This is a genomic window from Anaerohalosphaera lusitana (genome assembly GCF_002007645.1).
In the GTDB taxonomy this organism is placed as follows: Bacteria; Planctomycetota; Phycisphaerae; order Sedimentisphaerales; family Anaerohalosphaeraceae; genus Anaerohalosphaera; species Anaerohalosphaera lusitana.
On sequence record NZ_CP019791.1, the window covers coordinates 1938538 to 1953741 of the forward strand.

Consider the following 15204-nt stretch of genomic DNA (forward strand, 5'->3'; position numbering starts at 1 on the left):
GACCTGAGCATGAATAAATAGTTGAAAGCACTAAAGAGGAGGTTAAAAAGGTGCTCTTTAAAATGACTATTTTTCTAGAGTTGATTGGAGGTTGCTATGCTTAGGAAACTTGACATGAACTGGTGGGCCTGGACATCTTTCGTATTGCTGCTTATCGGCGGTTTGAACTGGGGTCTGGTCGGGCTGTTCGGCTTTGACCTGGTCGCTGCAATATTCGGTGAGCTGACTATGCTTGCAAGGATCGTATACATAGTTGTCTGCCTTGCAGCGGTCCTGATGATAGTTGACGCAGCCAAGAGCGGCCATGCTCGCACCCAGCCTCACAGTTAATAAGAATGCCCGGGCAAAATATGTAGATTAGCAGAACTAAGGGGTTCCGTGAGGAGCCCCTTTTTGCATTTAAGCGGCGGAGGGTTATTGGTCCGAGGGGGTTTGATGTACCGTGCTTAGTTGTGTGGTTATGGATCCCACTTCTTTGACGAATGTCTGGGCGGTGGTCCGGAAGTTGTTTTGGATGCTTTTTTCGGGGTGCGACAGCAGGTTCGCGACTTGAGAGAGGGCGAAGTTGTTTATCGCACCTGCGGAGAGCACGCGGTCGAGGGAAGTTGTGTCCTGTGCTGCTGGGGGGCGGGGTATGTTGGCGTTGTCGTTTGTGATCAACGATGAGTTGACCAGGATAATTGCTGCTATACAAGCTGCGACAGTTGCAAGTGCGGCTTTTTTGATGTGGTGGTGTATGTTCAGGTTCGCGGAGCGGATCTTGTGGGTTGATCCTTCGTTTTTATCCAAGGCGTTGAGGACGCCCATCTTTACCGATCCGGTGTTATTATTGGTCGTGCGGTCAGGCTGCTCCAGGGTGAGGTCGCGGTGGATGTTCAGGAGCTGTCTGTAATACTGTGAGCAGGAGTCGCAGCTTTGAAGGTGCGTTTTGATGACGGAGTCGGGCTGCCGGCCCGTGTCGAGCATGGTATTCAGTTTTGATCTTACTTTTTTACAATACATGTCAGACTTCCCAATTCATTGCAATGCCTGTATCTTTCGAACTCAGTACCGGTGATGTATTTGCCTGGTCCTGTTCGAGCCGCATTTGGGCCAGCTTGTTCCTGCTGCGGTGCAGGAGTACTTTTATGTGCACTTTTGACTTGCCCATTACGTTGGCGATTTCGGATATCTGCATCTGTTCGTTATATCTCAGCCATAATGCTTCGTACTGATTCCGGCTGAGGCCCTTTGCGAGCTTCCAAATGTTTTGGGCCTCGTCTTCTACCTGTAACTGCTGCTCGGGCGGGGGCGTTTCTTTGTCGTGATTGATTTTCAACTGCCTTGTTTTACTGCGTCGGTAATGGCTGACAGCGGTCTTGTAGCCGATCGAGAACAACCATGTGCTGAATCTGTATCTGGGGTTATACTTTGCCATATTTACATAGGCTTTGATGAGCGTGTCCTGCGTGATGTCTTCTGCGTCTTCTCTGAGGGCGACTCTCGAGCTGATGAAAGCGAGAAGCCGTGCAGAATATCGGTCGATCAGTACTTCGAATGACCGCCGACATCCTGCACCGGCTTTGATCGCCAGTTCGGCATCACTTAGTTGGCTCAATTCATCATACATTCAAAGCTTTCACTATGGAAAACCGTCAGTATTGCCGGCTATAACTAATTACCCTGGCTCTGAGGCTGGGGCATATTTGTCTTCAACGGATTGCCGTCCTTGAAAAGGTTGAATAGTTTTTCTGATGGGTACTCGAAATCAATTGCGACTTTCGAGCCTGCTGAGTTGACCTTGATCGACTGTACGAGCGTCATCAGTTCAGGGTCCGGCTGTTCCTGCCCCATTGTCATGAACATCATCATCATTTGAATAGACTGCTGGACCTGTTTGGCCTGCTTATCGTCAAAAGTTTCCAGGTTGACGTTGAGTGCGAAGTTGCCGTCTTTTTCCGAACCGACAGCAGAGAGCTTCTTGACCATCTTAGCGGGTTGAGGGCCTTCTCCGGCTGCAGAACTGAAAACGCTCGCATCATCGCATTCGACTGCAAATAGGGTGTTCTGGTCGAGGGACTTCAGTACGCTGAATTTGTCCGATGAACCAACTCCGCTGCCGGCATTGACAACGTCGATCGCTTTTTGGACATAAGCGGTTGAATCTCCGATGATCGCGAGTTTGTTCATAAGTCCGACCGCGGGGATGTCTTTCCCCTCAACGCGGGCATAAACCTTGCTGTTAGTATATTCTTCACCTTGCGCAGGTATGGTTTTGAGATAGTTTTCGATCTTGCTGTTATCGAATCTGCCTTTGACAAGAGCAACAGCATCATCCATTTCCGGTGTGCTGCCGTATACGGTGATACCGTCGGTCTGCTGGAGCAGTTGGCCGCCGATGGCCTTTTCGAATTCCAGGAACTCGGCGGGTTTTTCGATATTTTCCGCTTCGGCCATGACCAGTTTGCCCAGGTCGGAGGCACGCACTTTTTCCATGTCTACGTGCATGGCGACTTTGGCGTCTTTGTTGATTACCTTCATGTTTACAGGTCCAGCGAATGCGAAACCACTGAAGATTGCGACAATCAAAGAAGCAGTAATAATCTTTCTCATTTTCAATAAATCCTTTCTATAAATAAAACATGAAGGCGGGGCAGGCGTACATAGCCTTCCCCTAAGATATTCAATTTATTCATTGTTAGTTTCAGAACCTTCATCGGGCTTTTTGGGTTCAACCTCAACGCTGAGTTCTATTTGGCAGTCAATCTTTTCCTGATGCATTGTAACATACTTAGCAGCCAATTCGACAAGCTTCTGGGCCGGGTAGTCAAAAGAAGCTGAGACGTTGCTGCCTTGTGACCAGACCTGGACGCTTTCAACCATATCGGCCAATTCGGGCAGTTCGCTGGTCTTTATTGCCGCTAGTGCGACCAGGCCCTGAGCGATCTGCTTAATTTTCATGGCCCTTTGGGGGTCAGGGGTTCTGACGTTGGCCCAAAGGCTCAATTTGCCGTCAGCTTCACCGGCTGAAAAACTCATTTGCTCCGGCGATTTCAGAAAGTCAGCATCAGGCTTGACATTTCTCATTGGCGTGAGGTCATCGAAATCCAGGCCAAAAAATGTGCCCTGCTCCCAATTGCGTAGAGCCGGCAGTCCGTCGCCTGAACCTGCATTTGGCGTTTTTCCGCTGATAGCGTCAAGGGCTCTTTTAAGCATTTCGATGTCACTGCCCAGTACAATCAGGTCCTTGTTTGCGAAGGCTACTCCGCCTTTATCCTCATTCTGTTTTGTGTAGAGATTTTTGCCGTCATATTTAGTGAGCTCAAGTCCTTCTGATTTTAGCTGCTGATCGATGAATTGCTGGTCCAGCCTGCCTGAGAGGATGGCGATACCTGACCTTGGTTTTTCAGAGGTGCTGAATATAGTAATGCCCTCAACCAGCTTTGCCGCACCCTGTCCGGCATATTTTTCAAACTCGGTGACGGCTTCGGAGGCTTCTTCTGGGTATTTGCTGTCGGCTTTAAGCGAGAGCAGCTTGCCGGCGACGGTCTGCCTGGCCTTTGCGAGGTCCAGATGCATGGCCCATTTTGCATCGTTGTTAATAAGGTGCAGGTTTACCGGGCCTGCGATGGTGTAACCGGCGGTCAGTGCCAGTACCAAACAAATCATTGCTTTTTTCATTTTACAATCTCCTGAATGCCTAAGTGTCTTTTGCTGTTATCGCTGTCCACATGACAGCCTTCACTAATTGTTTTCGCAAAGGCGGAGGTGTCGGTTACACATTCTAAAAGCAACAAATTCAGGACACCGGAGCATTCGCCGCTGGCGGGGCAGTTAATCGCCCATTATCTGGCAGACGACGGTTCTGGTGCGTGCCCGTGTGTCAAAATCGATGAGAACTAACTGCTGCCAGGTGCCGAGGGTCATTTGACCGCTGGTGAAGGGGACCGTCAGTGAGGGGCCCAGCAGGGAGGCTCGTACGTGTGAGTGGCCGTTGTCGTCGTGCCAGGTTTCCTCGTGCTCGTAGCGGATGTTTTCGGGGGCGATCCTTTCGAATGCGGCCTCGATGTCGTAGTTTACCAGGCCGGGCTCGTATTCGATGGTGGTGACGCCGGCGGTTGAGCCCACATTGAAAACACAAACGATACCATTTTTGATTCCGGAATCTGCGACAGCGTTGGCTACCTCTTCAGAGATATTTACAATATCGCAGTTTCCCTTCGTTGCAATTTTGATTTTTTCTGTCTTTACCATAGCCAAAAATATATCGGCAAAATAAGAAATGGGCAAGCTTCGACTGCTGAAGGGAATCTGATTATTGCAATGAGGCGTTAAGGAGAAGGTTTAATATTCGCGATACAGTTTAAGAAAGTCCGCCCTTAAGGGGGCAAAAACGCGGGTTGCGGCGGTGAGATTAGAATTTTGTCATTTTTTCGGATTTTGCCATTGACCTTTTCGGGGGGCTTGATTATATTCCCTAGCCTCTTGAGCGGAACGGCTTGAGGGACGAAAAGTTTGGGCAAGGCGACGCGAAAAAGTTTTTTGCAAATCGCTAAAAAAACGGTTGACGCGATATTGTCCTTGTCGTATATTACTTAGCCCTGACGCGGGCAAGTCAAAGCGAGCTTTTAACAGTTTTGATTTGGCCGCTAATTTATTCTAGTCAGGCAAGATCTTTGAAAAGTTAACAGTCAATACCACTTGAAAGTAGCGAAGGTGCAGACTCATCTGTTCACGCCGATGAGTCTAAATAATAAGGTGTGAGGTCGCTTATCAGCGACCTTACGATCGGCACTTTCGTTGCGTGAGCGAGTAAGAAGTGTTCGATTCCAATTTTCGAAGCCAGTTGCTCTGCTTCGGCAGGGCAATAGCAACGATACAAATTGAAGAGTTTGATCCTGGCTCAGAACGAACGCTGGCGGCATGGCTAAGACATGCAAGTCGAACGGACTATATAATTGGGTAACCGAGAGTATAGTTAGTGGCGAAAGGGTGAGGAATTGGTAGGTAACGTACCCCGGACTCCGGGATAGCGTCTCGAAAGGGGCATTAATACCGGATGATGTCATCGGTTGCAGGACTGATGATTAAAGATTTATCGGTCTGGGCGCGGCCTATCACCTATCAGCTAGTTGGTGAGGTAACGGCTCACCAAGGCAACGACGGGTAGCGGGACTGAGAGGTTGGCCCGCCACATCGGGACTGAGACACTGCCCGGACCTCCACGGAGGGCTGCAGTAACGAATATTGGGCAATGGGCGAAAGCCTGACCCAGCAATGCCGCGTGTAGGATGAAGCCCTTCGGGGTGTAAACTACTGTCAGGGGTTAGAAAGTCTTCGGATTGATCAGCCCCAGAGGAAGTCACGGCTAACTTCGTGCCAGCAGCCGCGGTAATACGAAGGTGGCTAGCGTTGTTCGGAATCACTGGGCTTAAAGCGCACGCAGGCGGAATGGCAAGTGTCTTGTGAAAGCCCCCGGCTTAACCGGGGAATTGCTCGGCAAACTGCTATTCTTGAGGCAAATAGGGGTGCATGGAACTCTTGGTGGAGCGGTGGAATGCGTAGATATCAAGAGGAACGCCGATGGTGAAGACAGTGCACTAGATTTGTCCTGACGCTGAGGTGCGAAAGCGTGGGTAGCGAACGGGATTAGATACCCCGGTAGTCCACGCCGTAAACGATGTCTACTAGGTTGTAGTCGTTCTGACACGGTTACAGCCGAAGCAAAAGTGTTAAGTAGACCGCCTGGGGAGTACGGCCGCAAGGCTAAAACTCAAAGGAATTGACGGGGGCTCACACAAGCGGTGGAGCATGTGGATTAATTCGAAGCAACGCGCAGAACCTTACCTGGGTTTGACATGCATGGATGCTTGCCTGGAAACAGGTTAAGCTGCCCTTCGGGGTGAAACTTGCACAGGTGCTGCATGGCTGTCGTCAGCTCGTGTCGTGAGATGTCGGGTTAAGTCCTTTAACGAGCGAAACCCTTACCGTTAGTTGCCAGCGCGTCATGGCGGGGACTCTAGCGGGACTGCCGGTGTTAAGCCGGAGGAAGGCGGGGATGACGTCAAGTCCTCATGGCCTTTATGCCCAGGGCTTCACACGTGCTACAATGGCAGTTACAGAGCGATGCAAGACCGTGAGGTGGAGCAAATCGCAAAAAGGCTGCCTCAGTTCGGATTGTAGGCTGACAATTCGCCTACATGAAGTTGGAATCGCTAGTAATCGCGTATCAGCTATGACGCGGTGAATGTGTTCCTGAGCCTTGTACACACCGCCCGTCAAGTGATGGAAGTCGGGAGTACCCGAAGTCGGATTGCTAACCCCTCGGGGAGGCGTCTGCCGACGGTAAGCTCGATGACTGGCACTAAGTCGTAACAAGGTAGCCGTAGGGGAACCTGCGGCTGGATCACCTCCTTTCTAAAGGAATCTGAAATCAGCTAAGCTGATGTAAGTCAGGCCCTTTGTTGCTTTCAGGTATTGACTGTTTCTTGATATAAATTAGACCTTCCGGTTTTGCCGGGAGGTCTTTTTTATTGCGCATTTATGCAAGATGGGGTTTTGAGTTGCTTAGGTGCGACATTTTCGGGGGGCGATTTTGCAGATGCAGCTTATATTCAGGCTTTCAGAACCTGGCTTTGCGTGATTCTGTTTAGTTGATTGATGAGGACGTTTAGGACGGTTTTGACCGGCCATTTTTGTGTTTTTCGGGTGGTGTTGGCGTGGGACCAGGGCAGGGAGAGCGGCAAGAGAATTGATTCGGGCATGGAGTTTTCCAGTTCAGCGCATACGTTCATCAGCAGTTCCGCAACGCTGAACGGCATGGGGAGTATTTCCGGCTCATTTGGGGAGTCCGGCCTGCAGGCTTGCGGTTGGCTAGTTGTCAGGTGTTCTCTGCAGACCAGGGGGCGGTGGTTATAGACCTTGCAGACGTCATTTTCCAGCAAGGGGCAACTCAGTTTCAGTTCGGAATACCAATTCGAAATGAATTCTGAATTCTTTGAATCTTGTTCCAAGTGTGAAAATCGGCTTTCGTGAATGTATGCAAGCTGATCACAGGCTTGTAATATTACGCTTGAATTGTTTAGAAAGCGTTGGCGGGCATCGGGATATGTCTCAACGAGTTCGGCCAGATAGTATGCTTCGGCGGGTGAGATTCCCACGAGGTATTTGCAGCAGTGAGAGCATCCCTTTCGGCAGGTTGGTTTTGGCAGAGAGTTTGAATCCGAAAAGAAATGCTCTGTCAGAAGTATATCGCTTAGCTGCTGAGCGGCGGGGACCAGTTCGGGCAGTGACAGGCATGTATCAGTGCGGTAAGATATTATTAATTCAATGTTTACAAAGGGGGATGATACGTGAGTCACAGCGCAGCCGGGCGGGCAAGATCCGCTTGCGCGGTCTTTTTTCGTCGTTATAGAAAGAGCCGCTTTGTTTTGCGGCGCGGTATATTGGATACACTTTTTCCTTGTCATATGTTGGATATCGGCAAGCTTTGGCGGGCATTTAACCTGTAATACGCATTGTGATTAATTCTCATGCTTAATCCATTCAGTATTGCATATTGAGCAGAACATTTCTGAGGTTATATTGTTCCATGCAACTGTTCCTGCGTTGAATATTTCCTCATAATTTTTGTAAATGCGGTTGCTCAAGTAGTGACTCTTCATATAGGCCCAAAGACGTTCTATCGGATTCAATTCCGGACTGTATGCAGGCAGGTGAAGCAGGCTGATATTCTTCGGCACAACCAACTGTTTAGCGATATGCCAACCAGCCTGATCAAGAACCAGAACCACATGTACATCTTTGCCTGCCTCCTCGCTTATAAATCTCAGGTGGTGATTCATATAATCAGTGTTAACAGTCGGAGTAATCACAGCCGACGATTTGCCATTGACAGGATTGACAGCTCCAAAAATATATACCCAATCATACTCGGTCTGCTTTACTGCTGTAGGCCTGGATCCTTTTGGAGCCCAAACATTGGTCAGTGTTCCTTGCTGGCCTATTCGCACTTCGTCCTGGAACCAGATCTCAATTTTCTTTTCGGGGTTTTCTGTTCGGACTTTTTGGACAAAAAGGGGGCTTGCTCCAACCACTGCTGCATTTTTTCCGGATCGTTCTTTCGGTGCTTAGGCCTTGGTTTTAGACATGAAAGCCCCAATCTATGCATTAGATCATAGACGCCGAAGAGCGAATATTTTACGCCAAATTCTCTTTCAAGAATCCGTCTTATGTCTCTGCCGCGTAGCACACATACACCACCGTCTGAATCGGTTGGTCCATCTTGAATTCGCTTGATCAACTCAGGCTCTTTTTTGCGTGGCAGTTTTGTAGGCCTGCCGCTTTGACGTTTTGGTGCGATAGCCTCAATGCCGCCATCACGGTAGAAATAACACCATCGCTGAACGAAGTTTTTGCTGCGATCAAGTTTTGTCATGATCGCTTTTGTTTGCCATCCCTCCAATGCCAGGGCTACCACCCGATATCGATCTCGCTGCTTTGCATTGGTTTCAATCCGAGCTTTTTCTTTTAACTTTTGCAGGTCACCGTACTTGATCTCACTGATGTGCATGCCATATTTCCTTTCATTTTTTAGGAATTATGACACATCATTAGCGATGGCGCAAGTCTAAAACCGTGGCGCGCGAAAAAATTTCACAATGCGTATAAATGCTATGTTGCTATTACCCTGAATCGGCTTGGAAGGGATTATTTGCCGGTTTCGGTTTTGGCGGATCAATTGATTCGAAATTCGGATATTGATTTTGTAACAAGAATTGGCTATAGTTATGCGCTGATGGCTTTGATTAGGGAGATGCGAATATGCATATGGCGAATGAATTGATCAATCCTGCGGTAGCGGGCGGAAGTGCTGTTATTGCGGCGTCCTGGCTGGGCTGGATATGCAAGAAGGCTCGCAAAGTGATAGACCATGATAAATTTGCGCTTATGGGACTTATGGGGGCGTTCGTTTTTGCGGCGCAGATGATCAATTTTCCGCTACCTTTGATGCCCGGCACGAGCGGTCATTTGGTGGGGGCGGTGCTACTTGCGATCGTTTTCGGACCTTTTGCCGGTGCGATCATCATTTCGTCGGTTGTTATCGTGCAGTGCCTGGTTTTTCAGGATGGGGGAATCCTGGCGCTGGGGTGCAATGTGATAAATATGGCTCTGGTGCCGAGCTTTCTGGGGTATGCGATTTACAGGTCCATCGCGGGGGGCAGCTCTGTTTCTCAGTCGCGGGTCTATGTCGGTGCTATAACGGCAAGTGTAGTGAGTCTGCTGGCCGGTGCGGTGCTGGTTGTGGCGCAGGCGGCGATTTCGGGGGTTGTTCTGGTGCCGGTGAAGACATTTATGGTTACAATGCTTGGGGTGCATACGGTTATCGGGCTGATGGAAGGCGGTATAACTGCGGCGGTGCTGGCGAGCATTCTCAATACCCGGCCCGATGTGATGGGGTTTGAGGGTGTCGGGTCCGCTCGGGTGAGTCATTCGGGACTGCATGCGGGGCTTGCGGTTGCAACATTGCTGGTGGCGGGGAGTCTGTCATGGTATGCTTCTGGGAACCCGGACGGGCTGGAATGGAGTTATGCGGAAAGGCCTGATCAGCCGGAGTTTGAGGCGATGGTGCAGAATGATAACGAGACGATCCATGCTGCTGATAAGCTGCACTCGGACTATTCGCTGATGCCTGATTATGGGCCGAGGGATGCGTCGTCGGCGGCGACGCTCGGGCTGTCTCGAGCGTGGACGAGTTTTGCAGGCGTGACGGGTTCGATCGCTACAATGGGCGTGGTCTACGTGTCCGCTTTGCTGCTTCGCAAGCGAAAAGGGACGCATGCATCATCTTAAGATAGATCGGTTGGCGATGGGGTCGTCGCCGGTTCATAAGCTGGATCCGCGGACGAAGCTGGCTGCGGCGATCGTTTATTCGCTGCTGGTTATATCGGTGCCGCCGGTGAGTGTGGCTGTGCTTTTTGTGTATGCGGTTGGGCCTTTTGTTTTTCTCACTGTTGCTGAGGTGCCGATCCTGTTTGTATTGCGGCAGGTGCTTTACCTGGTGCCGTTCGTGGCGGTCCTGGCGGTGAGCAGTGTTTGGTATGATCGCAGTCCTGTTGCGGTCGGTTTTGGGCCGTTTGAGTGGGAAACGACGGCTGGGGTTATCCGGTGTGTGAATATTGTTTTGAAGTTTGCGATCACGGTTTCCGTTCTGATGTGTCTGGGGGCGACTACGCGATTTTCTGATCTGACGGCGGGGCTTGATAAGCTTGGGGTGCCTTCGGTTCTTGTTATGCAGCTTTCGTTTTTGTATCGCTATATTTTTGTGCTGGTGGATAAGGCTGCGCACATGCTTCGGGCACGGCGGGCTAGGAAGATGGGGAAGCTGCCGTTACGGCGAGAGCTGAGGATTGCCGGGTCGCTTATCGGCAAGCTGCTGGGTGAGAGTATCGAGACGGCCGAGCGGGTGAATCTGTCGATGAGGGCGAGAGGGTTTACGGGGCATTTTCGGCTTGCGAGGGTTTTGAAGCTGGGCAGGGGTGATGCCGTTTTTGCAGGTATATTTGCTGCTTTTACTATTGGGCTGATGGTTATGGGGCGACTGATATGAGTACCGGGCAGGCGATCAGAATTGAGAATCTGTGTCACAGCTATGATGGCGGAACGGTTACGCTGCGGGATGTTTCGCTGTCGATCGGGGAGGGTGAGAAGGTCGCGCTGATCGGGCCGAACGGGGCGGGGAAATCGACGCTGCTGCTGGCGATGACGTTGTTTTTGCAGCCTAAGTCGGTCGAGGGGCAGATATTGATTCACGGGGTTGAAGCGTGCAGGAAGAACGAGAAAGATGTACGCAAGCTGATAACTCCGGTGCTGCAGAATCCGGACGAGCAGCTTTTTATGCCGACGGTGCTGGAGGATGTTGCGTTTGGGCCTTTGAATATGGGGCTTGAAGTCGATCAAGCGAGGCAGCACGCGATGGAGGCGATCGAGCAGGTGGGGTTGTCGGGTCTGGAAGAGAGGTCGCCTTATCATCTTTCGGCGGGGCAGAAGCGGGCGGCAGCTATCGCGACGGTTTTGTCGATGGAGCCGCGAATCATTACGATGGACGAGCCGGACACGAGCCTGGACCCGCGCAGCAGGGATCATCTGATAGAATTGCTTGGATCATTGGAGCAGACGCTTGTTATCGCGACGTGCAACATGCATTTTGCCGCGAAAACGTGCGAAAGGGCGGTGCTGATCGACGACGGTAAGGTTGTCGTGGATGGGCCGACGAAGGAACTTCTGCGGGATGAGGAGCTGATGACCAGACATGGGCTGGAGACGGTGGTGTAGAAACAGGATTCTGCAAAATGTCTTGAATCCATACTTGCAAATGTTAAAATGTCGGAAAACATGCGTTGTCATTTTAACGAGCGAGCAGACAAGTGAGAGCATTCTATTCCGATAACGTTGGTAATTTTTTGAATACCAGCGAAGATACAATTCTTGGGCAGTTGTCTGCTGGTTACAATTCGGCGCGTTTTTACCAGCTTCTAAGTCATCAGATTGAGGCTTGGTACGAACAAATACAAATACTTAAAGAAGTATTTTCTGGGCCACTTTTGAATTCCAAAGCTAAGGACTGGTATATTCTGCTGGAATACTCCATACCTCGGAGGCAGAAAAGAATCGATGCAGTGGTTCTAACGAGGCATTCAGTACTTGTTCTTGAGTTTAAGATAGGCGCCAGAGAATATCAAACCGCTGATAAATTGCAGGTGGAGGATTACTGCCTTGATCTTCGAGACTTTCATGCTGGGAGCTCTGGACTGACGATAGTTCCTCTTCTGGTAGGCACTAAAGCAAGGAATTCAAAGGTGCCATCGCCTACTAAAGACGGCTACGTCAAACCTGTGCATTTGAGCAATAAAGATGAACTTGGAGATGTTCTTTTGCATTGTGCCTTTGAGTATGTCGATTGGGAAGTACAGATCGATCCGCTAGCCTGGTCCAGTGCACCTTATCAACCGACGCCGACTATAATTGAAGCTGCTCAAGCGTTATATGCAGGTCAGAATGTTCGAGAGATTTCCAGGTCACATGCGGGGATTGAAAATCTTACTGCGACTTACCATGCGGTTTCAAAGGCAATTGAATCAGCTAAGAAAAATAGAGAGAAAACAGTTTGTTTTGTGACAGGTGTGCCTGGTTCGGGGAAAACTCTTGCTGGTTTGAATGTGGTTCACAACCGTCAACTGCATGACGGCGACCTTGGTGTATTTCTCTCGGGCAATGGGCCTCTGGTTCGAATACTGCGTGAGGCTTTGGCGCGGGACTTTGCCGATAGGAATAATGTATCACGTGCTGATGGACGGCGAGAAGTTTCTACATTTGTTCAAAACGTCCATGATTTTCTTGGGGCTTATTTTGAGAACAAATCGGAGGCGCCAGTTGATAGAGTTGTAGTTTTTGACGAAGCTCAGCGGGCTTGGGACAAGGAGCAGTCTATCCGTAAATTTCGGCGGCATTTCTCTGAACCAGAGATGTTGCTAGAGATAATGGACCGTCACAAAGATTGGGCCGTTTTTGTTGCACTTATAGGTGGAGGACAGGAGATTAACAGCGGCGAAGCAGGTTTGGCAGAGTGGGGGCGAGCTATTGCAGAAAAATTCCAAAACTGGAATATAATGATTAGTCCGGAACTGAAGGAGGGTGACCACAGCACGGGTGGTAAAATGCTTTTTAAACAGATACCCACTAATTTGCAAGTACAGGAAGAAGAAAGACTGCATCTCAAAGTTTCCGTTCGTTCTTTCAGAGCTGAGAAAACATCTGATTTTGTAGCGAGTCTGCTTATGAATGAACCTTCGGCTGCGCGGGGGATATATGACAAGTATTTGTCTGACTTTGAGATTGGGTTTACGCGTTCATTGGATCAAGCTAAGCAGTGGCTGATGGAGAGAAAGCGGGGATGGAGAAGAATAGGCTTAACTGCAAGTTCGGGAGCCAGGAGGATCAAAGCCTACGGACTAGAGGTTAAGAACCAGTTGGATTATGTATGCTGGTTTCTGAATGGGCCTGAAGATGTTAGATCGTCCTTTTACCTGGAAGATGTGGCTACTGAATTTAGCATTCAAGGACTAGAACTCGATTGGACCTGCTTGTGCTGGGGAGCTGACCTTCGCTACGACTTGTCATCTGGTTGGGAGTTTAGAAATTTCCGGGGAACTAAATGGCAGCATGTTAGAAACATTCGACGGAAAGAATACATACTGAACAAATACAGAGTTTTGCTGACAAGAGCACGTGAGGGACTTGTTATCTGGGTCCCTAAAGGGGACTACAACGATTCTACGAGATTGCCTCAATTTTATGATTTTACAGCAAATTATCTATCTGAATGCGGCATACCCGAACTGACTTGCAACTAAACTACTAAAGGGATTAGGTTGGAGATTAAACATGTGGAAGAGATTGCCAGCTATTACCATTATTCTTCTTATTCTGACACAATTGTCTGCGGGGGAGGTTTCGGGGGAGCTTAAGACTTGGCACAAGGTTACGGTTACGTTTGATGGGCCGAAGGCTAGTGAGCAGGGGGTGCCTAATCCGTTTACGGATTATCGGTTGGATGTTACTTTCCGCAAGGGTGAGCTGGAGTATGTTGTGCCGGGGTATTTTGCCGCGGACGGGGATGCGGCTAACAGCGGTGCGGATGCGGGGAACAAGTGGCGGGTGCATTTTGCGCCGTGTGAGGCGGGGGAATGGACGTATGAGGTATCGTTCAGGAAGGGTGTGAGTGTTGCGGTCAGTGAGGAGCCGAAGGCGGGTGAGAGCGGCGGATACATGGACGGCGAGAAGGGCAGTTTTGTGGTAGGGCCGACGGACAAGAAGCTGCCGGACAATCGCGCGAGGGGGCTGCTGGAGTATGTGGGCGAGCACTATCTGCGGTTCGCGGGGACGGGTGAGTATTTTCTTAAGGCTGGTGCGGATGCGCCGGAGAATTTTCTGGCGTACGAGGATTTTGACGGCGAGTTCAAGAGCGATGGGCGGAAGGATGAGTTGGTGAAGGACTGGGGGCCGCATGTGCGGGACTGGCGTGAGGGTGACCCTACGTGGCAGGGCGGCAAAGGGAAAGGTATTATTGGCGCGGTCAATTACCTCGCATCACAGGGTATGAATGTGTTTTCGTTTATTCCGATGAATATCGAGGGTGACGATCGGAACGTGTATCCGTATACGTCGTATGATGAGCGTATGCGGTTTGATGTCAGCAAGCTCGATCAGTGGGAGATCGTATTCGAGCACGCGGATACTCTGGGGATGTATCTGCATTTTAAAACGCAGGAGACGGAGAACGAACTGCTGCTGGACGGCGGGGATCTGGGGCCGGAGCGGAAGTTGTACTATCGTGAGATGATCGCGCGGTTCGCGCATCATCTTGCGCTGAACTGGAACCTGGGCGAGGAGGTTAATGACGCGTCGACGGCACAGAAGGCGGCCTGGGCGGATTATTTCTGGACGCATGATCCGTATCAGCATCATATCGTGATCCATAATATGGGACATCCTCACTATGATCTGCTGGGAGATGCGTCGAAGCTGACGGGGTTTTCGCTCCAGACGAGTCGTCCGGATTTTCGGCAGGTGCACGGGCGTGTGCTGGATTATGTGAGGCGGTCGCAAGAGGCAGGCAAGCCTTGGGTTGTTGCGTGTGATGAGCCAGGCGATGCGAGCCATGGGCTCGTTCCGGATGACGAGGACCCGACGCGGGATGATGCGCGCAAGAATGCGTTGTGGGGTACGTTGATGGCGGGCGGAGCGGGGGTGGAGTGGTATTTCGGTTATCAGCATGCGCACAGCGACCTGACGTGTCAGGACTGGCGGACGCGGGAGAAGATGTGGGAGCAGAGCCGGTATGCGATCGAATTTTTCAAGCGGCAGGATATACCTTTCTGGGAGATGCAGTCGCGTGATGGGCTTACTGAGAGCGAGGATGATTATTGCTTCGTCAAGCAGGGCGAGGTTTACCTAATCTATCTCAAGCATGGCGGCGAGGTGCCGGTCGCAGTCGAAAAGGGTAGCTTTGCGTACGGCTGGTTCAATCCGCGCACGGGCGAGGGCATGAATAAGCTGCTTAATCAGGGCGAGCTGAGGGCCGATCAGAACAAAACCATGGCCGCTCCAGACGATAACGACTGGCTGCTGGTTATTCGCGGCAAGGGTGAGCTGCGGTTTAATTGA

Annotated in this window: 14 protein-coding genes, 1 rRNA gene and 1 pseudogene; 7 read left to right on the plus strand and 9 right to left on the minus strand. The window is 50.5% G+C overall.

Annotated elements, in window-relative coordinates:
* Window positions 1-96: 96 nt before the first annotated feature.
* Window positions 97-330, plus strand: coding sequence for a DUF378 domain-containing protein (locus tag STSP2_RS07945; protein WP_205848035.1), 234 nt, complete (start codon window positions 97-99; stop codon window positions 328-330).
* An 84-nt stretch (window positions 331-414) separates the two neighbouring features.
* Here STSP2_RS07945 and STSP2_RS07950 read toward each other — a convergent pair whose 3' ends face one another.
* The 5 genes from STSP2_RS07950 to STSP2_RS07970 form a co-directional block, all read right to left on the minus strand.
* On the minus strand, window positions 415-1002 hold the full coding sequence (locus STSP2_RS07950) for a hypothetical protein (protein WP_146661517.1): 588 nt from the start codon (window positions 1000-1002) through the stop codon (window positions 415-417).
* 1 nt (window position 1003) lies between these two features.
* Window positions 1004-1609 (minus strand): RNA polymerase sigma factor, encoded by a 606-nt coding sequence (locus STSP2_RS07955; RefSeq protein WP_146661519.1) that lies wholly within the window; start codon window positions 1607-1609, stop codon window positions 1004-1006.
* A 44-nt stretch (window positions 1610-1653) separates the two neighbouring features.
* A complete protein-coding gene (locus STSP2_RS07960) occupies window positions 1654-2592 on the minus strand; it encodes a hypothetical protein (RefSeq protein ID WP_146661521.1) in 939 nt (312 codons plus the stop codon).
* Between the two features lie 75 nt (window positions 2593-2667).
* The gene (locus STSP2_RS07965) at window positions 2668-3660 is read right to left on the minus strand and encodes a hypothetical protein (protein ID WP_146661523.1); all 993 of its coding nucleotides are present in this window, start codon (window positions 3658-3660) and stop codon (window positions 2668-2670) included.
* Between the two features lie 153 nt (window positions 3661-3813).
* Entirely contained in the window at window positions 3814-4233 is a 420-nt protein-coding gene (locus tag STSP2_RS07970; protein WP_146661525.1) for a secondary thiamine-phosphate synthase enzyme YjbQ, read from the minus strand.
* Window positions 4234-4859: 626 nt separating this feature from the next.
* Between STSP2_RS07970 and STSP2_RS07975 the strand changes: the two genes are divergently transcribed.
* Window positions 4860-6396, plus strand: a 16S ribosomal RNA gene (locus STSP2_RS07975).
* Window positions 6397-6593: 197 nt separating this feature from the next.
* Here STSP2_RS07975 and STSP2_RS17670 read toward each other — a convergent pair.
* From STSP2_RS17670 to STSP2_RS07990, 4 genes and pseudogenes are all read right to left on the minus strand, one after another.
* Window positions 6594-6800 (minus strand): hypothetical protein, encoded by a 207-nt coding sequence (locus STSP2_RS17670; protein WP_236782740.1) that lies wholly within the window; start codon window positions 6798-6800, stop codon window positions 6594-6596.
* 69 nt (window positions 6801-6869) lie between these two features.
* A pseudogene (locus STSP2_RS18085) lies at window positions 6870-7448 on the minus strand (hypothetical protein); the annotation flags it as partial.
* A gap of 54 nt (window positions 7449-7502) precedes the next feature.
* Window positions 7503-8075 (minus strand): IS630 family transposase, encoded by a 573-nt coding sequence (locus STSP2_RS07985; RefSeq protein ID WP_146659672.1) that lies wholly within the window; start codon window positions 8073-8075, stop codon window positions 7503-7505.
* Window positions 7982-8551 (minus strand): winged helix-turn-helix domain-containing protein, encoded by a 570-nt coding sequence (locus STSP2_RS07990; protein ID WP_146659670.1) that lies wholly within the window; start codon window positions 8549-8551, stop codon window positions 7982-7984. The genes STSP2_RS07985 and STSP2_RS07990 overlap by 94 nt, the downstream gene beginning before the upstream one ends.
* Window positions 8552-8802: 251 nt before the next feature.
* Between STSP2_RS07990 and STSP2_RS07995 the strand changes: the two genes are divergently transcribed.
* The 5 genes from STSP2_RS07995 (at window position 8803) to STSP2_RS08015 (ending at window position 15204) form a co-directional block, all read left to right on the plus strand.
* Complete coding sequence (locus tag STSP2_RS07995; RefSeq protein WP_146661529.1) at window positions 8803-9831, plus strand: energy-coupling factor ABC transporter permease; 1029 nt, start codon at window positions 8803-8805, stop codon at window positions 9829-9831.
* The gene (gene cbiQ, locus STSP2_RS08000) at window positions 9818-10588 is read left to right on the plus strand and encodes a cobalt ECF transporter T component CbiQ (protein WP_146661531.1); all 771 of its coding nucleotides are present in this window, start codon (window positions 9818-9820) and stop codon (window positions 10586-10588) included. Before STSP2_RS07995 ends, cbiQ begins: the two co-directional genes overlap by 14 nt.
* Entirely contained in the window at window positions 10585-11313 is a 729-nt protein-coding gene (locus tag STSP2_RS08005; protein ID WP_146661533.1) for an energy-coupling factor ABC transporter ATP-binding protein, read from the plus strand. Before cbiQ ends, STSP2_RS08005 begins: the two co-directional genes overlap by 4 nt.
* A gap of 92 nt (window positions 11314-11405) precedes the next feature.
* Window positions 11406-13391: a DUF2075 domain-containing protein gene (locus STSP2_RS08010; RefSeq protein ID WP_146661535.1), complete on the plus strand. Its 1986-nt coding sequence runs from the start codon at window positions 11406-11408 to the stop codon at window positions 13389-13391.
* 31 nt (window positions 13392-13422) lie between these two features.
* Window positions 13423-15204 (plus strand): DUF5060 domain-containing protein, encoded by a 1782-nt coding sequence (locus STSP2_RS08015; RefSeq protein ID WP_146661537.1) that lies wholly within the window; start codon window positions 13423-13425, stop codon window positions 15202-15204.